This is a genomic window from Pseudofrankia coriaricola (assembly GCF_032027725.1).
Taxonomy (GTDB): Bacteria; Actinomycetota; Actinomycetes; order Frankiales; family Frankiaceae; genus Pseudofrankia.
The window spans coordinates 23,191-42,678 of record NZ_JASNFO010000021.1 but is presented as its reverse complement, the minus strand read 5'-3'; the positions used below and the strand labels follow the sequence as shown (position 1 = coordinate 42,678).

Annotated in this window: 15 protein-coding genes; 9 read left to right on the top strand and 6 right to left on the bottom strand. The window is 72.2% G+C overall.

What is annotated here, in order from left to right:
• Positions 1–14 precede the first annotated feature (14 nt).
• Entirely contained in the window at positions 15–1,619 is a 1,605-nt protein-coding gene (locus QOZ89_RS12670) for an AMP-binding protein (RefSeq protein ID WP_312623839.1), read from the top strand.
• A gap of 130 nt (positions 1,620–1,749) precedes the next feature.
• On the opposite strand, the gene QOZ89_RS12665 is transcribed toward QOZ89_RS12670, so the two are convergent.
• Both QOZ89_RS12665 and QOZ89_RS12660 read right to left on the bottom strand, forming a co-directional pair.
• A complete protein-coding gene (locus QOZ89_RS12665) occupies positions 1,750–3,519 on the bottom strand; it encodes a S8 family peptidase (RefSeq protein WP_312623837.1) in 1,770 nt (589 codons plus the stop codon).
• A gap of 231 nt (positions 3,520–3,750) precedes the next feature.
• Positions 3,751–5,181 carry an aminotransferase-like domain-containing protein gene (locus QOZ89_RS12660; protein WP_312623835.1) on the bottom strand — a complete coding sequence of 477 codons (1,431 nt, stop codon included), beginning with the start codon at positions 5,179–5,181 and terminating at the stop codon, positions 3,751–3,753.
• A 153-nt stretch (positions 5,182–5,334) separates the two neighbouring features.
• Between QOZ89_RS12660 and QOZ89_RS12655 the strand changes: the two genes are divergently transcribed.
• The 5 genes from QOZ89_RS12655 (at position 5,335) to QOZ89_RS12635 (ending at position 10,213) form a co-directional block, all read left to right on the top strand.
• Positions 5,335–5,463 carry an adenylyl-sulfate kinase gene (locus QOZ89_RS12655; RefSeq protein WP_083419434.1) on the top strand — a complete coding sequence of 43 codons (129 nt, stop codon included), beginning with the start codon at positions 5,335–5,337 and terminating at the stop codon, positions 5,461–5,463.
• 631 nt (positions 5,464–6,094) lie between these two features.
• Positions 6,095–6,370: a hypothetical protein gene (locus QOZ89_RS12650; RefSeq protein WP_071051764.1), complete on the top strand. Its 276-nt coding sequence runs from the start codon at positions 6,095–6,097 to the stop codon at positions 6,368–6,370.
• A 200-nt stretch (positions 6,371–6,570) separates the two neighbouring features.
• A complete protein-coding gene (locus tag QOZ89_RS12645; protein WP_083419417.1) occupies positions 6,571–7,566 on the top strand; it encodes a phosphate/phosphite/phosphonate ABC transporter substrate-binding protein in 996 nt (331 codons plus the stop codon).
• A 41-nt stretch (positions 7,567–7,607) separates the two neighbouring features.
• Positions 7,608–8,486 (top strand): phosphonate ABC transporter ATP-binding protein, encoded by an 879-nt coding sequence (gene phnC, locus QOZ89_RS12640; protein ID WP_312623830.1) that lies wholly within the window; start codon positions 7,608–7,610, stop codon positions 8,484–8,486.
• Positions 8,483–10,213, top strand: coding sequence for a PhnE/PtxC family ABC transporter permease (locus tag QOZ89_RS12635; protein WP_312623828.1), 1,731 nt, complete (start codon positions 8,483–8,485; stop codon positions 10,211–10,213). Before phnC ends, QOZ89_RS12635 begins: the two co-directional genes overlap by 4 nt.
• Positions 10,214–10,334: 121 nt before the next feature.
• Here the strand turns inward: QOZ89_RS12635 and QOZ89_RS12630 are convergent, their stop codons facing one another.
• The 4 genes from QOZ89_RS12630 to QOZ89_RS12615 all read right to left on the bottom strand — a co-directional run bounded on the left by QOZ89_RS12630 (position 10,335) and on the right by QOZ89_RS12615 (position 14,959).
• On the bottom strand, positions 10,335–11,261 hold the full coding sequence (locus tag QOZ89_RS12630; protein WP_312623827.1) for a cyclase family protein: 927 nt from the start codon (positions 11,259–11,261) through the stop codon (positions 10,335–10,337).
• Between the two features lie 85 nt (positions 11,262–11,346).
• Positions 11,347–12,501, bottom strand: coding sequence for a thiolase family protein (locus QOZ89_RS12625; protein ID WP_071051768.1), 1,155 nt, complete (start codon positions 12,499–12,501; stop codon positions 11,347–11,349).
• A complete protein-coding gene (locus QOZ89_RS12620) occupies positions 12,498–13,700 on the bottom strand; it encodes a thiolase family protein (protein WP_312623826.1) in 1,203 nt (400 codons plus the stop codon). The genes QOZ89_RS12625 and QOZ89_RS12620 overlap by 4 nt, the downstream gene beginning before the upstream one ends.
• Positions 13,700–14,959 (bottom strand): Zn-ribbon domain-containing OB-fold protein, encoded by a 1,260-nt coding sequence (locus QOZ89_RS12615; protein ID WP_312623913.1) that lies wholly within the window; start codon positions 14,957–14,959, stop codon positions 13,700–13,702. Before QOZ89_RS12615 ends, QOZ89_RS12620 begins: the two co-directional genes overlap by 1 nt.
• A gap of 470 nt (positions 14,960–15,429) precedes the next feature.
• On the opposite strand from QOZ89_RS12615, the gene QOZ89_RS12610 reads away from it, so the two are divergent.
• From QOZ89_RS12610 to QOZ89_RS12600, 3 genes are read left to right on the top strand one after another with little or no spacing between them, the layout of a single operon-like run.
• Positions 15,430–17,784 (top strand): ABC transporter permease subunit, encoded by a 2,355-nt coding sequence (locus QOZ89_RS12610; protein ID WP_312623825.1) that lies wholly within the window; start codon positions 15,430–15,432, stop codon positions 17,782–17,784.
• A complete protein-coding gene (locus QOZ89_RS12605) occupies positions 17,771–18,616 on the top strand; it encodes an ATP-binding cassette domain-containing protein (protein ID WP_312623824.1) in 846 nt (281 codons plus the stop codon). Before QOZ89_RS12610 ends, QOZ89_RS12605 begins: the two co-directional genes overlap by 14 nt.
• Entirely contained in the window at positions 18,613–19,467 is an 855-nt protein-coding gene (locus tag QOZ89_RS12600; RefSeq protein ID WP_083419419.1) for an ABC transporter ATP-binding protein, read from the top strand. Before QOZ89_RS12605 ends, QOZ89_RS12600 begins: the two co-directional genes overlap by 4 nt.
• Positions 19,468–19,488: the final 21 nt, after the last annotated feature.

Genomic DNA, 19,488 nt, shown 5'->3' with positions numbered 1-19,488 from the left:
AGGAGAACGCGCGGATGGCTGTTACCTCGGCGACGGTCACGGACTCGTCGATGATCACTGGCGCGGATGTCGCCACGTTGTGGGGGCTGCTCGCGCGACGTGCGGAGCTCACACCGGACGCTCCGTTGTTGCTCGCGGACACGCGGGACGGCGAGGGCGGGCCGGTCCGGGTGACCTGCGCCGAGCTGGTCGCGCGGGCCGAGCGCGTCGCGGCGGGCCTGTCCGAGCGGTACGCCGTCGCGGCCGGGACGGCGGTGTGCTGGCAGCTGCCGACCAGGATCGAGACCGTCGTGCTCTCGATGGCGCTCGCCCGCCTCGGCGCCGTGCAGGTGCCGATCATCCACATCTACCGGGAGCGCGAGGTCGCCGTCGCGCTGGGCGCCACCCGCGCGGCGCTGTTCTGCGTACCCGGCGTCTGGCGCGGCACGGACTACGTCGAGCTCGCGGCGGCCGCGAGCAGGGGCTTCCCCGACCGGCCACGGGTGCTGGTCGTCTCCGCGGACGGTCTCCCCGAAGGCGACCCGACGCTGCTGCCCCCGCCGCCCGCGGACGGCGAGGAGATCCGCTGGATCTACTACACCTCCGGCACGACCTCTCGTCCCAAGGGCGTGCGCCACCGGGACGCGACGCTCGTCGCCGCCGGGGTCGGGCTCGCGCTGGCGCTCGGTGCCCGCCCGGACGACGTCGGCTCGATCGCCTTCCCGATCGCGCACATCGGCGGCCCGGACTACCTGGCGATGATGCTCGCCGTGGGCTTTCCCGCGCTGCTGCTGGAGGCCTTCGTGCCGGCCGACGCCGTCGCCGCCTACCGCCGGCACGGGGTGACGATCGCCGGTGGCTCGACCGCCTTCTACTCCACCCTGCTGGCCGCCGCGCGCTCGTCGCCGACACCCGGCGAGCCGCTCGTGCCGACGCTGCGGATGCTCGCCGGCGGCGGCGCGCCGAAGCCTCCGGAGCTGTTCACCGACGTGAAGCGGGAGATGGGCATCCCGCTCGCGCACGGCTATGGCATGACCGAGGTCCCGATGATCACCCAGGGCTCGCCGACGGACAGCGACGACGCGCTCATGTACTCCGAGGGCGCTCCGCTGCCGGGAGTCGAGGTGCGCATCGTCGCCGCCGACGGCGCGGTGGCGCCGGCCGGCGCCGAGGGCGAGGTCCGGGTCCGCGGCGCCACGGTCTGCGCCGGCTACACCGACGACGAGGCGACCGCCACCGCCTTCGACGAGGACGGCTGGTTCCGCACCGGCGACCTCGGCTTCCTGCGCCCTGACGGGCACGTGACCCTCACCGGCCGGCTCAAGGACGTCATCATCCGCAAGGGCGAGAACGTCTCCGCCAAGGAGGTCGAGGACCTGCTCTACCAGCATCCGAAGGTCGGCGCGGTCGCCGTCATCGGGCTGCCGGACGCCGAGCGCGGTGAGCTGGTCTGCGCGGTCGTCGAGCCGGCGCCCGGCGGGGCCGCGCCCACGCTCGCCGAGCTCGCCGGCTTCCTGCGCGGCGCGGGGCTGATGACGCAGAAGATCCCAGAGCGTCTCGAGATCCTCGACGGGCTGCCCCGCAACGCCACCCTGAAGATTCTCAAGCACGAGCTCCGCGCTCGTTTCGGCGGCCGCTGACAGCAGGGTCGGTTGACAGCAGGGACCCCTGCGCGTCCGTTCATACCCGCGGTCTACGACGGACCGGCCCGGACGGCGGTCGCCGTCCGGGCCGGTTCTCATTCAGTTGTGGTTGCCGTGGGTTGGAATGTCAGTGGAGCTTGGATGCGTTCAGTGCGCTGACGATCCCGTTTCCATAGAACCCGTTGAACTTCGCGGTGCCCTGGCAGGTCTTGGTGTAGTCCGCTGGGACCGGGGCGGGGTAAACGTATGGGTTCGGCGTCGGGCAGGCCGTCGCCACCGCCGTCCTCTGCAGTGCCTGCTGGACGATCTGCGGGTCCACCGTCAGCCCGCCGTGCCTCGGGTCCTTGTGGCCCAGCGCGCTGATGATGATCGCGGCCACGCCGACGGCGTGTGGCGAGGCCATCGAGGTGCCCTGCAGGTACTGGTAGTAAGACGTCTTGCCCTTGCTGTCGTCGCGAATGACGAACTCGTTGGTCGGGTTGCCGTTCTCGTCGATGTCCCCGGTGGCCTCGGCCACGTTCTTCGGGTAGGCGGCGAGGATCTCGTTCGTCGCCAGGCGGGTGGCGGACCCGTCGTACGCGTCACCGCCCGGCGCGGCCACGACCGACTGCTCCAGGCCGTAGTTGCTGTAGTAGCTCAGCCGCTTGGACGGGCCGATCGCGTTGACGTCGAGCACGTTCGGGGCCTCCGACGGCATCGACAGGCACGAGTTGTCGATGACGCGCGGGTAGGCGGCGCTGCCCGACGGCGGGTAGTCCGGGCTGGTGTCATCGGCGGCGGGGTGGCCGAGGTCGGTCGACTCGTTGCCGGACGCGGCGATCAGGGTGACGCCGTGCCTGGACGCATAGGCGACCGCGCGCTGCGTCGCGGCGATGATCGTGCGCTGCTCGGCCTGCCGCTCGGGGGAGTCCGCCGGGTTCGCCTCGCAGTTGAACAGGTAGGGGTCGGTGTAGAAGGACATGTTGACCACGTCGATACCCGCGTCACCGGCGTAGGTGATCGCGTCGATCGTCGGCTTGAGGAAGAAGTAGCCTGAGTCCTGACCGGCGCGGATGTTCACCAGCTGCACGTTCGGGGCGACACCCGCGATGCCCAGGCCGTTGACCGGCGAGGCGATCGTGGACGCGACGTGGGTGCCGTGGCCGTCGTCGTCCTCGTCGACCGGGTCCTTGCAGCTCGGGTGCTCACACGGGCCGTCGACCTCCTCGCCGGAGGCCGGGTCGGTCGGGATGTCGGTGACGAAGTTGCGCGACAGCCCCTTGTCGAAGTTGGGGGCGACGTCCGGGTGGGTGCCGTCGATACCGGTGTCGATGACGCCGACGAGCACGCCCTTGTTGCCTGGCTGGTACTTGTACGAGCCGGTCGGCGTCGCGCCCATCATCTGCATGTCCCACTGCAGGCTCGACAGCGGCTCGGCACCGGCCGCGGGCTTGCCCGGCTTGCCGGGCTTGGTGCCGCCGCCGGCTCGGCTCAGGTCGCGCTCGCGCTGGGTGAACGACTGGTCCTTGCCGCCGGCCGATCCGCCGGCCGCGTCCGGGGCGGCGTAGCCGATCGGTGAGTCGGGTGCGGCGCCGACCAGCGCGGTGAAGGTGGCGGCCCTCGTCTCGAAGGACGCGTCCGTCGAGGTCACGACGGCGAGCCCGGTCTCGGCGTTCTCGGACTCGATCTTGCCGCCGAGCTTGGCGACCGCCGCCCGGCCGGCCTCGGCGGAGCCCGAGTAGACGACGACGTAGGTCCTGGAGCTCGCTGCACTCGCCGGGCTGCCCGGCAGCGTGAGCGCGAGCGGGACGGCGACCATGGCGGCGACCGGCGCGGCCAGCAGTGCCAGCCTGCGCGACCGGCGACGGCCACGCCTCTCGCCGGTGGGTGGGGTGGGGGATCTGAGCGCTCGGCGCATGTACTCACTCACCTTGTGAGGCGTGGGGAAATGCGCTGGACCCGGCGGATCCTGCTCAGGGCACCCTAGTGGATCTATTAGACGACAACAGGCCCTTTGTGGTCATTTGAGGATTTCCCGGCTGTGTATCACCGGCGGCACTCCGTGCGCACGCCGTGCATCGTGGTCCGGTAACGGGATGGTTTCCACTGTTTCGGGAATTTCGCGACGTTCCCGGCTGTGGCTGTTCGGTTATCCGGCGAACGTGTGGTCGGCGGTGGTGCCGGCGCTGGCGCGCACGGCCTCGGCGAGCAGGGCGACCGCGGTGGGGATATCGGGCTCCCTGACCCCGGCGACGCACAGCCGGAGGTAGCTGATGTCCTGCTCGCCGATCACGAAGTACCGGCCGGGGACCACCGCCACCCCGAGCCGCCCCGCGCGGGTGGCGACCGCGAGGTCGTCGGTGCCGCGGGGCAGCCGCAGCCAGATGCTGATCCCACCGCGCGGGTTCTCGAACGAGCACTCCGGCAGCTCGCCGGCGAGGGCGGCCGCGAGCGTGGCCATCCGGGCGCGCAGCGCCGCCGAGGCGGCGCGCAGCTGGGCCGGCCAGCCCGGCCCGGCCACCATCTCCACGGCGGTGTGCTGCAGCGGCATGGGCACGAACGAGTCGTCGACCTGGCGCATGGCGGCGAGCCGGGTCATCACCGGCCCGCGCGCCACGATCGCGCCGATGCGCAGGCTCGGGGCGAGAATCTTCGTCAGCGAGCAGACGGTGATGACCCGGCCCTGGTCGTCGTCGCGCCACAGCGGCGGCGGTGGGACCTGCCCGTGGCCGAGCCAGCGCGCGTAGTCGTCCTCGAGGATGAACGCGCCGGCCCGCTCGCAGATGTCGAGCACCTCGCGGCGGCGCGCGTGCGCGAGCACGCCGCCGTCCGGGTTGGCGAACGTCGGCTGCAGGAACAGCAGCCGGGCCGACGTCGCCGCCAGCGCCCGCTCGAGCAGCTCCGGGCGGATGCCGTCGACGTCGGTCGGCACCGGCACCGGGACGAGGCCGGCGCTGCGTGCGACCGCCAGCGCGCCGGGGTAGGTCGGCACCGCGAACAGCACCGGGCTCCCCGCCGGCAGGAGGGCGCGGAAGACGGCCGAGAGGGCGCCCTGGGCGCCCGGGGTGATCAGCACCTGGTCGGGGTCGGCGCCGACCTGGCGGCCGAACCAGCTGCGCAGCTCGGGGACGCCGGCCGGCGGCGGCGCGCTCCAGGCGTCCGGCCGGCGCACCGCGCGGCTGGCCGCGGCGGCGAGCCGGCTGTCGGCGCGCAGCGTCGCGTCGAAGTAGCCGCCGCCCAGCTGGAAGCCGGTCGAGTGGGCGCTCGCCAGCAGCACGTCGACGCCGGACGTCGACACCGGGCTCGCGCCGAGCGCCACCTGCTGCCAGTCGGTGTCGCCGACGCGGGCGGCCCGGCGGGCGGACACGAAGGTGCCGGCGCCCGGCCTGGTGACCAGCACGCCTTCGGTGACCAGGCGGGCGAGCGCCCGCTGCACGGTCACCGGGCCGACACCCAGCCGGTGCTGCAGGTCTCGGGTGCTCGGCAGGCGAGCGCCGACGGCCCGGGTATCAGCGAGGGAGCGCAACTCGTCGGTGACTTTGTCGACGCTGCCGACGTCCCCACTGCTACCATTTCCCATGAAGATAGAAGATAGCGCTATCGTTCCGGACCCGTCATCCGCTTTCGCGACATCCGCCGCTGGCGCTCTCCTCGTGGTGCATCCCGGCCTCGTCGCGTCACCGGCCGCCGGGGCCCCCGGCGGCCGTCGCGGATGCTCGGCGGGAGGGCGGCGATGACCACCCTCGTGATCTTGGGCGTGCTCGTCCTGTCCGCGCTGCTCGGCTGGCTCTTCGGGCCGGACACGCGAGACCCGGACTACTCGATGAGCGCGGAGCGTCCTCCCCGTGTGGACCCGGGCTAAGACATATGGCGGGGTCGGGCTCGTGCGGCCTGGCGAGGTGGTTTTGTTGACACGGCGCTGATGCGTCGTTGCTGTTTGTGGCTGGGCCGGGCGCGCGGCCCAGCGGAACATCGTTGTGTCCTGGCTTGTGGAAGACGTCCAAGCCCGTGGGTGCGTGGGCGTCAACGGGTCGGCTCTTGGCAGCGTTGCGTCATCGTTGCGTCACGGCTGACGGCCGCGTCTCGCGTTGGACATGTCCTCGTAACGTGTGCAGACAGTCGCGACGAACATGCGCAAATCGCCTTGCCCACGACACACGAACGTTGCTGGCGCAACGCTCATGGTTCACTGCCCGTTCAGGCCGGGCCATCAAGGTTCTGGACGTGGACGACCGGGGGTCCCGCGAGCCTGCCTGCGCGGAGGAATGGCGGCGTCTCGCCATATGCCGGGGCCGCATTTCGCGGATCCCGCGTGTGGCGGCCGCCGAGCGGTTTCGCGTCTGTCCGGCGGTGACGCCGTGACCGGCCGGAGGGGCGGCGATGCCACCCGGCGCCTTGAGCGTCCGGCGCCCGCGGCTGAGAGGGACACCCGACACCTCGGCCGGATCCAGTCGATCTCATGCCTGGAGATCTCATGCCTGGAGACGGTGCGCATGGCCGAGGTTGCCGCTGACGCGTTCGCCGCCGTCGGCACCCGCCGGCCTGGCGACCTGGCCGCGGCGTTGGTGACTGCCACCACCACCGTCGCCGCCGGCGGGGCGGTCCGCGACATTGACGGCCGTCCGCTCGGCTTCGACGTCGGCCTGACACGGCGGTGGAGGAGCGGCGTTGTCGCCGCGGCCCCCGAGCCGGCCGGCCAACTCGCCGCGGCCCTCGCCGCGGCGACGCGGAACCCGGTTGGCGCGCCTGTCCCGACGGGCGCCGTCTGACCCCCTGACCTCCCGTGGCCCACCGGGCCGCGGCTCCTCCCTGACAAGCCAGCCACCCCACCCGGACCGGCGACCCGGTCCCGAGAAAACCCAGGCATCCACGACCACCACCCGTCCCGGACCGCCTCGCGCCCAGCGCGGTGGACCTGCCGGGGCACCAGTACGCGCCAAAACCGACTAAGAACATCGAAAGGGTCCACATGCGTTTCATCGGCACCAAGCGGGCCGTGGCCGGCGCCGCCGTCGGCGCGCTGCTCGCCGTCGCGGCTCTCGCGGGCTGTGGTTCCTCTGACGACTCCACGGACTCGGCCGGCGCGACGACCGGCGCCAGCGGCTCGGCCGAGGCGGGCACCTTCGCCAAGGGCGCCGGCACCCTCGTCTTCGGCACGGTGCCCGACCAGGCGGGTTCGGACTCGAACTGGAAGCCGCTCGAGGAGTACATCGCCAAGAAGACCGGCTATAAGGTCGAGTACTTCCCGACCGCCGACTACACGGCTCTCATCGCCGCCGCCGTCGCGGGCAAGGTCGACGTCGCGGCGTTCTCCGGCCTCACTTACGTGAATGCCACCAACAAGGGCGCCAAGCACACGGTCGTCTCGGCCGTCATCGCCTCGAAGGGTCTGACCGACCCGGGCTACTACTCGGAGGCGATCGTCCCGAAGGGCTCGGACATCACCTCCGTGGCCGGGTTCAAGGGCAAGACCGTCTGCTTCGTCTCCAAGAGCTCGACCTCCGGCTTCCTCTTCCCGATGCTCGCGCTCAGCAAGGCGGGCCTCAACATCACCCCGTCGGGCACGGACGCCAGCGGCAACCCGACCTTCGCCGACTTCAAGGCGTCCTTCGCCGGCGCCCACGACAAGTCGGTCCAGGCCGTGGCCTCGAAGCAGTGTGACGCGGGCTTCGCCGAGGACTCGGAAGCGGAGGCCGGCGTGAAGGACGGCACGCTCACCGTGGTCGACAAGCAGTACGTGCCCGGTGGCCCGATGACTATCTCGACCACCCTGCCGAAGAGCGTCCAGGACAAGCTCAAGGCGACGCTGGGCAGCGTGACGCTCGACCAGATCACCGCGGAGGGCATCACGGTCACCGACGGCTTCAAGGACGCCTTCCAGGCCGCGAAGCCCGAGGACGACAGCTACTACGACGCGATCCGCGACATCTGCACGAAGGTCACCGCCGCGGACTGCGCCAAGTAGCGGACCGCGCTGAGTAGTCGGATAGAAGAGACAGGTAGCTCATGAGCGGCACGGCGGCCTCCCCGATCATCTCGGTGAGCGGAGTCACCAAGGACTTCGGCTCCACCACGCGAGCACTCCACGACGTCGATTTGACGGTGGAGTCCGGGGAGGTCGTCGTGCTGCTCGGGCTTTCCGGTTCGGGCAAGTCGACGCTGCTCCGGCATCTCAACGGCCTCGAGTTCCCGACCAAGGGGACGGTCGAGGTCCTCGGGCAGAATGTCCCCGCCCTCAAGACGAAGGCTCTGCGCGCGCTGCGCGGCCGCGTCGGCATGATCTTCCAGCAGTTCGAGCTCGTGCCCTCCCTCACGGTGCTCGAGAACGTGCTGACCGGCGCGCTCTCGCGCCTGTCGGGCCCGCGCATCGGCCTGTGGTCGTACCCCAAGAGCCTCAGGCTCACCGCGTTGACCCACCTGGACCGCGTCGGCCTGCTCGAAAAGGCCTACCAGCGCGCCGACCAGCTCTCCGGCGGCCAGCAGCAGCGCGTCGCGATCGCCCGCGCGCTGATGCAGAGCCCGGAGATCCTGCTCGCCGACGAGCCCGTCGCGAGCCTCGACCCCGAGTCGAGCGAGCAGGTCATGAGGCTCATCCGGGAGATCGCCGCTGACGACGGCCTGACCGTCGTGTGCAGCCTGCACCAGGTCGACCTCGCGCTCGACTGGGGCGACCGGATCGTCGGCCTGCGCCAGGGCGGGGTCGTGCTGGACACCACCACCGACGGCCTCAGCAAGGCCCAGGTGATGGAGATCTACGGGCGGGTGGCGACCTCGACCGCCGAGCTCAAGGCGATCGCGACGGAGCTGTCCGACGTGCCGGTTGACCTGCCGGTTCAGGACGGCGCGGCTCACCCCTCGGTGCCGGTCCAGGACGGCACGGTATGACCACGGTCGAGGCCGTTCGAGCCGCCGCGCCGGACGTCGCGCGGCGCGCGCCGCGGCGGCCCGTCGGAGCGAACAAGATCGCCGGCGGCGTCGTCATCCTGGCGATGCTCGGCTTCGCGGTCTACTCGCTCACGACGCTCGACTTCTCGTGGAGCAACACCGTCGCGAGCTTCGACAACGCCGCGAAGGTGTTCGGGCAGATGGACCCGATCAGCGTTCCGGGGCCGAGCGACCTGTTCTACCTCATTGGGCTCACGCTCGGCATCGTGATCCTCGGAACCGTGATCGCCGCGCTCATCTCGGTCCCGGTGGCGTGGATCGCGGCCCACAACACGACTCCGGCGCGCTGGCTGCGCCCGGTCGGCCGGGCGATCGGCGTCATCACCCGCGCGATCCCGGACGTCGTCCTCGCCCTCGCGTTCGCCCTGGTCTTCGTCCTCGGCAGCCCGCTGCCCGGCATCCTGGCGATCGGGATCCACTCGATCGGCATGATCTCGAAGCTGTTCGCCGACGCGATCGAACAGATCGACGACGGCCCGCGCCTCGCCATCCGGGCGGCGGGCGGGTCGCGGGCGCAGGAGTTCTGGTCCGGGGTCTTCCCACAGGTGCTGCCGTCGTGGATCGCGACCACGCTGCACCGTTTCGACATCAACCTGCGCGGCTCGGCGATCCTCGGCTACGCCGGTGTGGGCGGCCTCGGCTACGCGATGAAGATTTCCTTCGAGAGGTTTCCGGAGGGATACGGCCGCGGTCTCGGCATCGCCATCGTCATCTTCGTGCTCTGCGTCGTGCTCGAGATCGTCTCGTCGACCATCCGGCGCAACCTGCTCGGTATCCAGCCCGCCGGCAACAACCTCGGCGACCGCATCGTGCGCAGGGCGACCAGGAATGAGCCAGCGCCCGCGCCGAAGCTCGGCGCGGGCGCGGGGTCCACGGGTGCCGAGTCGATGATGAAGCGCCCGTGGACCCGCCCCCGGGTGCGTAACCTGATCTGGTCGCTCGCCGCCGTGGCGCTCATCATCAGCAGTTACTGGATGGCGGACGTCAAGTTCAGCGACGTCACGTGGGAATACGTCCGGCCGACGCTCGAGAGCTTCTGGCCGCCGAACTACGGCAGCCACACCTTCAGCGAGTACATGCATGCCCTGCTGGTGACCATCGAGGTCGCCTTCGCGGCCGCGGTGCTCTCGCTGTTCTTCTCGCTGCTCTTCGGGTCGCTCGCCGCGCGAAACGTCGCCCCGAACGGCCGGGTGCGTAACGCGTTCCGCGTCCTTCTCGTGATCTTCCGCGGGGTGCCGGAACTGGTTCTCGCGATCTTCCTCATCATGGTCACCGGCCTCGGCAACCAGGCGGGCGTCGTCGCGCTCGCCTTCGGCGGGGTTGGCCTGCTCGGCAAGCTCATCGCAGACTCCTTCGAAGAGGTGCCGTCCGGACCGGAGCGCGCCCTCACCGCCGCCGGCGCGACGCGGGGCCAGCGCTACCTCGCGGCGACCTGGCCGCAGGGGCTGCCGTCGCTCATCAGTAACTCGCTGTACCTTGTCGACAACAATCTGCGCGCGGCGACGATCCTCGGCATCGTCGGCGGCAGCGGCATCGGCTACTACCTGACGGTCGCCTCGCCCGTGCTGAAACTGCACGGACAGGTCACGACGCTGGTGCTCATGGTGATCGTCACCACGCTCGTCCTCGAGGGCATCGCACAGTGGCTGCGGCGGGTGTTCCGCTGACGGGGGTCGCATCGGCGCGCCACGCCGCCTCCTGCCGCTTGTGCCGGGAGAGCGACGCTCGGACACTCCCTACCCGGCCCCAGGCCACCTCGGCACGGGTCGCGCGCGGATGCCTTGACGCCTACTTGATGGCGAGTGGGGCCACCGGGCCGCCCAAGCCGCCCGCGAGCGGCTCGGGCGTCGCCGCCAGCAGGAAGGTGTAGGCGCCGTCGTCGGCGCAGTCGGCGGAGAGGGCTTCGAGGTCGAAGTTCTGGCCCTGGGTCATGCCCATCTCCACCAGGTGCAGCAGGTGAACGGGTAGCTCGACATCCGGAAGCTCGCAGGGGTAGACCTCGAAGACGATGGTGTCGGTGGCCGCCGCGGCGACGTCGTGCCCGCGCATCCACTCGACCGACCGCAGCGACAGCCCGGCGACCGGGTAGAGGTAGCTCATCTTGTCGCCGGCGTGCAGGAGCCGCATCTGGCCGGTGCGGACGAGCACGATGTCACCCGGCTCGACGGTGACGCCGGCGAGGTCGGCGGCGGCGTCGAGATCGTCACCGGTGATGGCGTAGCCGCCGTCGAGCCGTTCGACGCCCTTGGCGCGGGCGACGTCGAGCAGCACCCCGCGCCCGGCGATCGGGCCGGCCTTGTCGATGCCGCAGCGGGCGGCGCCCGCCGCGGTGACGGTGGCCGACCCGAAGCCGTTGTAGATCCGGCCGTCGTAGGAGGCGTGCGCGAGCGCGTCCCAGTGGGTCGCCGCCTGCGCACCCATCACGAAGATGTCGTCGGAGAAGCACACCTGGGCCGGGTCACCGGTCAGCGGCTCGTTCAGGGAGATCATGGTGCGGATCGGGTTGATCCGCCCCGGGATGAACCCCACCTGCGGGCCGTTCTGAGACAGCGGGATCGCGAGCGGGAAGCGCTTCCCCGACCGCACCGACGCGACCCCGCGGCGTACCGCCTCGTCGGTGAGCAGGTTCAGCGTTCCCCGCTCGTCCTCCGGCCCCCACCGGCCCCAGTTGTTGACCTTCCGAGCCAGCGCGTGGAACTCGTCGGGTAACGGCACCGGTGATCTCCTCTGATCGGAACCGCTGCTGCACGGGGCTCACGGCCGCGAGGCCCACGGCTGTGGGCTCACGGCCGCGTCTGGTTCACAACGAGGATTTCACGATCCACATGGCGAAGTACTGGGCGCCGCCGCCGTAGGCATGGCCGAGAGCGGTGCGGGCACCGTCGACCTGGTGCTCACCGGCCTGGCCGCGGACCTGCAGGGCCGCCTCGGCGAAGCGCAGCATGCCGGACGCGCCGATCGGGTTGGACGAGAGCACGCCGCCGGACGGGTTGACCGGGAACGAGCCGCCTATCTCGGTCTCGCCGCTCTCGACGAGCTTCCACCCGCCACCCGGGCCGGTGATGTCGTGGCCCTCCAGCCACATCGGCTCGTACCAGCTGAACGGCACGTACAGCTCGGCGACGTCGATGTCGGCGAGCGGGTTGGTGATGCCGGCGGCCCGGTACAGGTCGTGTGCGCAGTCGACGCCCGCCCGCGGGCGCACCGCGTCGCGGCCGGGGAACGACGTCGGCTCGCTGCGCATAGCCGTCGCGGCGACCCAGGCGGGGGAGCGGCCCGCGGCGGCCGCGTCCCGGCCGCCGGCCTCGTCGGTCAGCACGATCGCGCACGCCCCGTCGGAGCTCGGGCAGGATTCCAGGAAATGCAGCGGATCCCAGAGCATGAAGGAGTCGCGGACCTTCTCGATCGAGATGTCGGCGATCTTCAGGTGGGCGTACGGGTTCTTCAGGGCGTTGAGCCGGTCCTTGACCGCCACCTGCCAGCCGATGTGCTCGGGGGCGCCGGAGCGGCGGATATAGGAGCGGATCCACGGCGCGAAGATGCCGCCCGCGCCCATGCCGCCGGACTTCCCTCCGGCCAGGCCCCACTGGGCGTTGCCCTCCGACTGCTTCTCGAACGCGACCGCGAGCACCCGGCGGTGGCGCCGCGCGTGGATCAGGTGCGAGGCGACGATCGCGGTCGAGCCGCCGACGCTGCCGGCGGTGTGGACCCGCAGGATGGGCTTGCCGGCGGCGCCGAGCGCGTCCGCGAGGTAGAGCTCGGGCATCATGACGCCCTCGAACGCGTCCGGCGCCTTGCCGATGACGACGGCGTCGATGTCGGGCCAGTCCAGGCCCGCGTCCGCGAGCGCGCGGGCCGCCGCCTCCCGGACGAGGCCCGCGAGCGACACGTCCAGGCGCTTGCTCTTGTGATGGGTCTGACCGATCCCGATGACCGCGCACGGCTCGCCGCTCACCGCGCGCCTCCTTCCTGGCTGGTGTGTGCTTCCTGGCCGACGGGCTGGCGGTCCAGCAGGCAGACGAGGTTCTGCTGCAGGCACGGGCCGGAGGTGGCGTGCGCGAGCGCCCGGCTCACGCCGCGCTCCTGGATCGCCCTGGCCGCCTCGGCGACGCGCACCAGACCGGTGGCCATCGTCGGGTTCGCGGCCAGCGGCCCGCCCGACGGGTTGATCTCGCAGCCGTCCGGGAGGCCCAGGGCTTCCCGCAGGATGATCTCCTCGTGGCTGTAGAGCGCCGACAGCTCCGCCACCTCGACCGGGCCGCCGTCGGTGAGCCCCGCCGCCTGGGCCGCGCGCCTCGCCGACACCGAGTCGGTGAGGTCCCGCATGCCCGGCTGGTGCGGCTCGACGAAGTGCTCGAGGCCGGTGATCCACACCGGGGTGATGCCCTTCTCCTCGGCGAGCCGATTGGCCACGGGCGCGGTGGCGAGCACGAGCGCGCACGCGCCATCCGTCACGGGCGGGGTGTCGTGCGTGCGCAGCGGCGAACGGACGTAGTCGGCCGTGAGCAGCGCGTCGATCTGGGCGTCGAGGCTGTCGTCGCCGCCGCCCGCGCCGCTGGCACCAGCGGCGGCGAGGGCGGGCAGGGCGTGTGGGCTGGTCACGGCGGCTCGGAGTGCCCGCGCGGCGACGGCGGCGAGGTCGCGTTCGGTCGCCCGGCCGGAGTCGAGCAGCGCCCGCGCCTGCAGTGCGGCGAGCGAGAGCGGGTCGGCGCCCAGCGGCGCGAGGTAGTACGGGTCGGTCTGCAGCGTGAGTACCCGCGACAGATCACCGGTGGACGACTTGCCGGAGCCGAACACCAGCGCGGTGCGCTCCTCGCCGACCAGCAGCCGCACCCACGCCTCGTGCAGCGCCCAGGCGCCGTCCATCTCGACGTGGGACTCGCGGATCGGCGGCCAGGCACCGACGGCGTCGAGGTTGGCGACGAAGGTGAACGTGCCGCCGGACAGGTAGTCGGCGCTGCCCGAGCAGGTGAACTCGATCTCCTTGCGGCCGAGCCCCGAGGCGGCGAGCGCCCGCGTGACGACGTCCAGGCAGAGCCGCACCTCGGTGTCCTCGGCGAACTCGGTCATGGGCGAGACGGCGTAGCCGACGATCGCGATCGGCTCGCCGAAGACCGTGTCCCTGGTTCCGCTCGGGCCCTGATCGGTGCTCATCAGAAGACCCGGTCGATGTAGCGCTCGACGGGCAGATCGGGCTCGCCGGTCGGCCGCCAGCCGGTGATCGCGCCGGATGCCGAGCCCCACCCGCGGTTGCCGAGCTCGTCAGCGTTGCGTTCCGCCTCCGGCAGCCACACCGCCTCGACCCGCATACCCACCCGTACCTCCTCGTTGGAGACGTCGACGACGGGCTGCAGGCCCATCATTGCTCCCTCAGACCCCGGCTGCCGGACAGGCGAAGGAAGATCATTTCCGCCTGTCCTTTGGCCCTCTGCCCCCTCGGATCCGGGCTGCCGGGCAGGCGAAGGAAGATCATTTTCGCCTGTCCTTTGGCCCTCTGCCCCCTCGGATCCCGGCCGCCGGGCAGGCGAAGGAAGATCATTTTCGCCTGCCCTTTGGCCCACTGGCGCGTCGACCTCGTCGAGCAGCACCGAGACCCGCACGAACGGCTCGGTCTCCTTCTGGCCCGGGTACTTCACCGGAGTGACGATCGTGAAGTTGGTGATGACGCCGCGGTCGGGCAGCGCCAGATCGTCGCCCTCGTTCAGGGGGATCCCGTCGATCGCGCAGAAGTCGCGCGGCGGGACGTAGACCTTCGCGCACGTCGGGCACCGCTGGCCGAGCAGCCGCCCGGCGAGCAGGGAGCGCGCGTAGCGCTCGCTGGCGGCCGACAGCGCCTCCTTGTAGGTCAGCGACGACCAGAACTCCATCGTCTCCACCGGCTCGAGCGGCGCGCGCGGCTCGCCGCCGACGGCGGCGAGCGTCGCACCGTTCACCACGCCCGCGTCGGTGGTCTCGGCGCCCTCGGGGACGAAGTAGGCCAGGTCGTCGGTGCGGCCCTTCGGCTCGGCGCGGAAGCGGGGGACGACCCGCAGACCGGTGCGCATCGCGCCCTCGCCCTCGCCACCGGCGTCGACCGCGTGCAGCAGGCTCGTGCCGGCTCCGTCGAGCTGAATGAGGGCGAAGGCGAACGGCCGGTCCAGCGGGTGGCGCGCGTTCGGCTCACCGACCCATGTCCACGAGCGGACGGTGCCGACGGGGCCGACGGCGACGAACTCGCCGGACGTGGCGGCGCCGGTGTCCGGGTCGTACTCGAGCGGCGGGCAGAGTACCCGCTCGCCGCTGCGCACCCCGAGGATCTGGCCGCGGGCGAGCGCGGCGACGAAGGTGCCGATGACAGGCCCGAGGCTGCGGCGGTAGGGGAACTCGACGGTGTTGGTGACAATCCTTGGTCCGGACCTGGCACCAGATGACACAGGCAAGGCTGCCTCCCGGCGTCGCGCCCACCCGTGCGGCCCGGCCGGCGGGGGAGCGACGAGAACACCGCGACAGGCGCGTCGCGGCGGGCACGATGAGAACGTGTTCCTACGTCTATCCGGGTTCTATCGCATAACGAGAACCTGTTCTAGTGATGTGGGAGGCCGGTCCGCCGAGCCGCGCCGAGAGTCCGCATCACTGTCACGTGGGGTAGTCGCTCCGAGATCTTCCGTAACCTTCCCGAGCGTGCGCGGCTGTTTGTGGGCCGGTCGGGTGAAAACATTGCCTGATCGATTAGGAACGTGTTCTATGTCCCCGAGCGTCCTGTGGCGTAGGCCACAGTGATCGCCGGCCGCCCGCGTGGGTGGCCGTGGTCGCCGGGCTGGCCGCGCCGCTCGGCCGCGGGTCGCCTGGCGGCCCAGGCCGTCGGGCGACCGCCAGACGGCGGGCAGGGGACGGGAGGTCGCGCGTGCACGAGTTCCTGGTCTTCACCATCAGTGGACTGACCACCGCCGGGATCTACGCGATCAGCGCATCCGGGCTGACGCTCACCTACGTCACCACCGGCGTGTTCAACATCGCCCACGGCGCGACCGGGATGCTCGCCGCCTTCACCTACTGGCAGCTTGCCGTCGGCTGGGGGCTGCCGGCCCCGCTCGCGTTGCCGCTCTGCGTCCTCGTCGCCGCCCCGCTGTTCGGCCTGCTGCTCGAACGGCTGGTGATGCGCCGGCTCGCCGGCGCTCCTGAGTCGACCAGGCTGGTCGTCACCGTCGCGGTGCTTGTCGTGCTCGTCTCGCTCGTCCAGTGGCTGTGGGACCCGAGCACGTTCCGGCGGTCTCAGGAGCTGTTCGCCGGCAAGGGCTTCCACCTCGGCACCATCTCGGTGCCCTACAACGACGTGCTCGTGCTCGGCGTCGCGGCGGCGGTCGCCGTCCTCCTGTGGCTGCTGCTGCACCACAGCCGCGCCGGCGTCGCGATGCGCGCCCGTGTCGACGACCCGTCCCTGGCCACCCTCAACGGGGCGCGGCCCAGCACGTCGGCGCGCCTGGCCTGGATGACCGGTACGGCGCTCGCCGCGCTCGCCGGAATCCTGATCGCGCCGAAGCTCACCATGTCGGCGATCCCGCTGACACTGCTGATCGTGAACGCCTACGCGGCCGCTGTCATCGGCCGGCTGCGCAGCCTGCCGATGACGTTCGTCGGCGCGCTCGTGGTCGGCCTCGCCGCCGACTACGCCGTCGGCTACCTCCCGAAGGTCCACTACGGCCAGCAGTACCTGCGCGGCGCGCTGCCGGTGGTGCCGGTGCTGGTGCTGCTCGTCGCGCTGCTGGTGCTGCGCGCCTCCCGGCTGCGCGGCCGGCCGGCGCTCGCCGTCCGCGAGATCACCCCGACACCCACCTGGGGCGGCGGGCTGGGGTTCTGCGCCGCCGTCGTCTTCGGGGCGGTCATCGCGGCGACGACGATGTCGAAGGCCGACCTGTTCGCCTCCACGTCGATGTGGGGGCTCGCGATCGTCGGCGTGTCGATGGTGCCGCTCGTCGGCTACGCCGGGCGGATCTCGCTGTGCCAGCTGAGCTTCGCCGGCATCGGCGCGGCCGTCGTCGCGCACGCCGGCAACGGCGGCAACCCGGCGGCGCTGCTGCTCGCGGCCGCGGTCGCCGCCGTCGTCGGCGCCGTGGTGTCGCTGCCGGCGCTGCGGCTGTCCGGGATCTACCTGGCGCTGCTGACCGGCGCGTTCGCCGTCACCCTCGACAACTGGATCTTCCAGCTGCCGTCGTTCACCGTGGCCGGGCACCGTTTCGACCTGTTCCAGGGCGGGACGCTGTCCGCCGACCGGTTCCGCGTCGGGGGCTTCCACACCGACTCGGCGAAGACGTTCTTCATCACCGGCGCGGTGTTGTTCGCGCTCGCCGCGCTCGCCGTCGTGGCGGTGCGGCGCAGCGAGCTCGGCCAGCGGCTCATCGCCGTCAAGGAGAGCCCGGCCGCGTCGGCGACGCTCGGGATGAACGTGCGGCTGACGACGCTCGCCGTGTTCACCCTGTCGGCCGGGCTCGCCGGGCTCGGCGGCGGCGTCTACGCCTCCGCGGTGCGCTCCACCACCGCCGACTCCTTCAGCTTCTTCACCGGACTGACCCTGCTGCTGCTCGTTGTCGTGGCCGGGGTGAGCTCGATCGGCAGCGGCCTGGCCGCCGGGCTGCTGCTCGGCACCGCCGCGATCAGCAGCGCCGCCGGCGACTCGGCCACCCGGGTGACCGCCACGCTCGCCGGCCTCGCGGCGCTGGCGCTCGCGGCCAACCCGAACGGGCTGATCCCGTCGGTGCTGCGGCCGGCCTACGAGCCGGTGCGCCGGGTGCCCGCCGTGCTGGTCGGCTCCGTGGGCATCGTCACCGGGCTGTGGGTGCTGCGGCTGGCACACGTGGTCGACGGGGATGTGCTCATGCTGGGGATCCTGGTGGTCGCCGTCGCCGCGCCCCTGCTCGCCCGCTCGCTCGTCGATCGCGCCTCCGGGACGGTCGCTGTCCCGGCCGACACGGTCGCCTCCGAGGCGGCCGCGACTGCCGCGACCGCGACCGCCGCCGCCACTACCACTACCACCACTACCGCGACCGCGACCGCCGCGGCTGCCGCACCGGTGGCGGCCGCGACCGGCGTCGGCGGGGGTGTCGTCGCTTCCGGGCCGGACGAGGGCCTGTCCGGTCCGCTGGAATGGCTCGGCTTCGACGCCCCGGTCAGCCAGACCGACCTTGACGTCCTCGACGCCCGGCTGGCCCTAGCCGGCGTCGATGAGTCCCGTCTCGGGGAGGTCCGCGTTGGCGCTGCTTGAGGTCCGCGACGTGACGGTCCGCTACGGCGGGCACGTCGCGCTGCACTCCGTCAACCTCGGCGTGGAGGCCGGCCGGGTCACCGGGCTGATCGGCCCGAACGGCGCGGGCAAGACCACCCTGTTCAACGTCCTCACCGGCCTGCTCCCGCCCAGCTCCGGCCGGGTCCTGCTCGACGGGCAGGAGATCACCCGGCTCGCCCCCTACCGGCGCGCCCGGCGCGGGCTCGCCAGGACGTTCCAGATCCTCGAGCTGTTCGGGCAGCTCACCGTCCTGGAGAACGTGCAGCTCGCCGCCCGGCTGCGCCGCCGCTCGGCGTCCGTCGGCGCCGCCGACCCGCGCGCGCTGCTCGCGCGGGTGGGCCTCACCGCGCTCGCCGACCGGCGGGCGGACACGCTTCCCACCGGCCTCGGCCGCCGCCTCGAGCTCGCCCGGGCGCTGGCCGTGCGCCCGCGGGTGCTGCTGCTCGACGAGCCGGCGTCCGGCCAGGACGAGGAGGAGACGGCGGCCTTCGCCGACCTGCTCGGCGAGCTCGCCGGTGAGGGCCTGGCCATCCTGCTCGTCGAGCACGACATGACGCTGGTCATGGGCGTCTGCGCGCACCTGTACGTGCTCGACTTCGGCACCCTGATGGCCGAGGGCGACCCGGCGAGCGTGCGCGCCGACCCGCGCGTCCGTGAGGCATATCTCGGCACCGTCTCCACGCCCGCCCCCGCCCCCGCCCCCGACGCCGTGGCCACGGTCGCCGGGCCCGCCGGCGGCGCCACTGGCACTGGACCCGGCGAGGCGGGGCTGACCGCGACGACCGGCTCAGCCGGGGAGGAGCCGCGATGACCGCCGTTCTGCCGGCCGGAGCGACCGCCGGGCCGCGGCCGGGCGCCGGCGCGGCACCCGGCGGCGCGGGGGCGCCGCTGGTCGAGACCCGCGGCCTGCGCGCCCGCTACGGCCGGGTCGAGGTGCTGCACGGCGTCGACCTCGCCGTCGGCGCCGGCCAGGTGCTCGCGGTCCTCGGCCCGAACGGCGCCGGCAAGTCGACCCTGCTGCGGGTTATCGCCGGCCTGCACGTGGCGAGCGCCGGCGACGTCGTGCTCGGCGGTCGGCGGGCGACCGGCGCAGACCCGGTCGACCTCGCCCGACGAGGGCTGTGCCTGATCCCGGAGGGGCGGGGTGTCTTCCCGAGCCTCACCGTCCGGGAGAACCTGCGGATGATGACCTACCGCGGCGGCCGGTCGCGGGCCGACGTCGAGGAACGGGCTGTCGCCCGGTTCCCGAAACTCGGCCAGCGGCTGCACCAGCCGGCGGGCACGATGAGCGGCGGCGAGCAGCAGATGCTCGCGCTGGCCAGGGCGATCGTCGCCGACCCGGCGGTGCTGCTGCTCGACGAGCTGTCGATGGGGCTCGCGCCCCTGGTGGTGGCGGAGCTGTACGCGTCCGTCCGGGCGATCGCCGCCGAGAACGTGACGATCATCGTGGTCGAGCAGTTCGCCGCGGCGGTCCTCGAGGTCGCCGACACCGCGGCGGTGCTGGTCGAGGGCCGGATCGCCGCCGCCGGCCGGCCGGCCGACATCGCCGGCAGTCTCTCCGGTGCCTACCTGGGCGGGCGGCCCGCCCGTGACGAGAACAGTCCTGATGACGCCTCCGGCGCCGCGCGGCCCGGGCGCCGGCGGCCAGGCATGACGCGATGACGACGATCGACGAGGTGAGAT

What these genes read in the sequence shown, in the direction of transcription:
- QOZ89_RS12670 (WP_312623839.1), top strand. Translation starts at nt 15, where the DNA reads ATGGCTGTTACCTCGGCGACGGTCACGGACTCGTCGATGATCACTGGC.
- QOZ89_RS12665 (WP_312623837.1), bottom strand. Translation starts at nt 3,519, where the DNA reads ATGCGCCGAGCGCTCAGATCCCCCACCCCACCCACCGGCGAGAGGCGT.
- QOZ89_RS12660 (WP_312623835.1), bottom strand. Translation starts at nt 5,181, where the DNA reads ATGGGAAATGGTAGCAGTGGGGACGTCGGCAGCGTCGACAAAGTCACC.
- QOZ89_RS12655 (WP_083419434.1), top strand. Translation starts at nt 5,335, where the DNA reads ATGACCACCCTCGTGATCTTGGGCGTGCTCGTCCTGTCCGCGCTGCTC.
- QOZ89_RS12650 (WP_071051764.1), top strand. Translation starts at nt 6,095, where the DNA reads ATGGCCGAGGTTGCCGCTGACGCGTTCGCCGCCGTCGGCACCCGCCGG.
- QOZ89_RS12645 (WP_083419417.1), top strand. Translation starts at nt 6,571, where the DNA reads ATGCGTTTCATCGGCACCAAGCGGGCCGTGGCCGGCGCCGCCGTCGGC.
- phnC (WP_312623830.1), top strand. Translation starts at nt 7,608, where the DNA reads ATGAGCGGCACGGCGGCCTCCCCGATCATCTCGGTGAGCGGAGTCACC.
- QOZ89_RS12635 (WP_312623828.1), top strand. Translation starts at nt 8,483, where the DNA reads ATGACCACGGTCGAGGCCGTTCGAGCCGCCGCGCCGGACGTCGCGCGG.
- QOZ89_RS12620 (WP_312623826.1), bottom strand. Translation starts at nt 13,700, where the DNA reads ATGAGCACCGATCAGGGCCCGAGCGGAACCAGGGACACGGTCTTCGGC.
- QOZ89_RS12600 (WP_083419419.1), top strand. Translation starts at nt 18,613, where the DNA reads ATGACCGCCGTTCTGCCGGCCGGAGCGACCGCCGGGCCGCGGCCGGGC.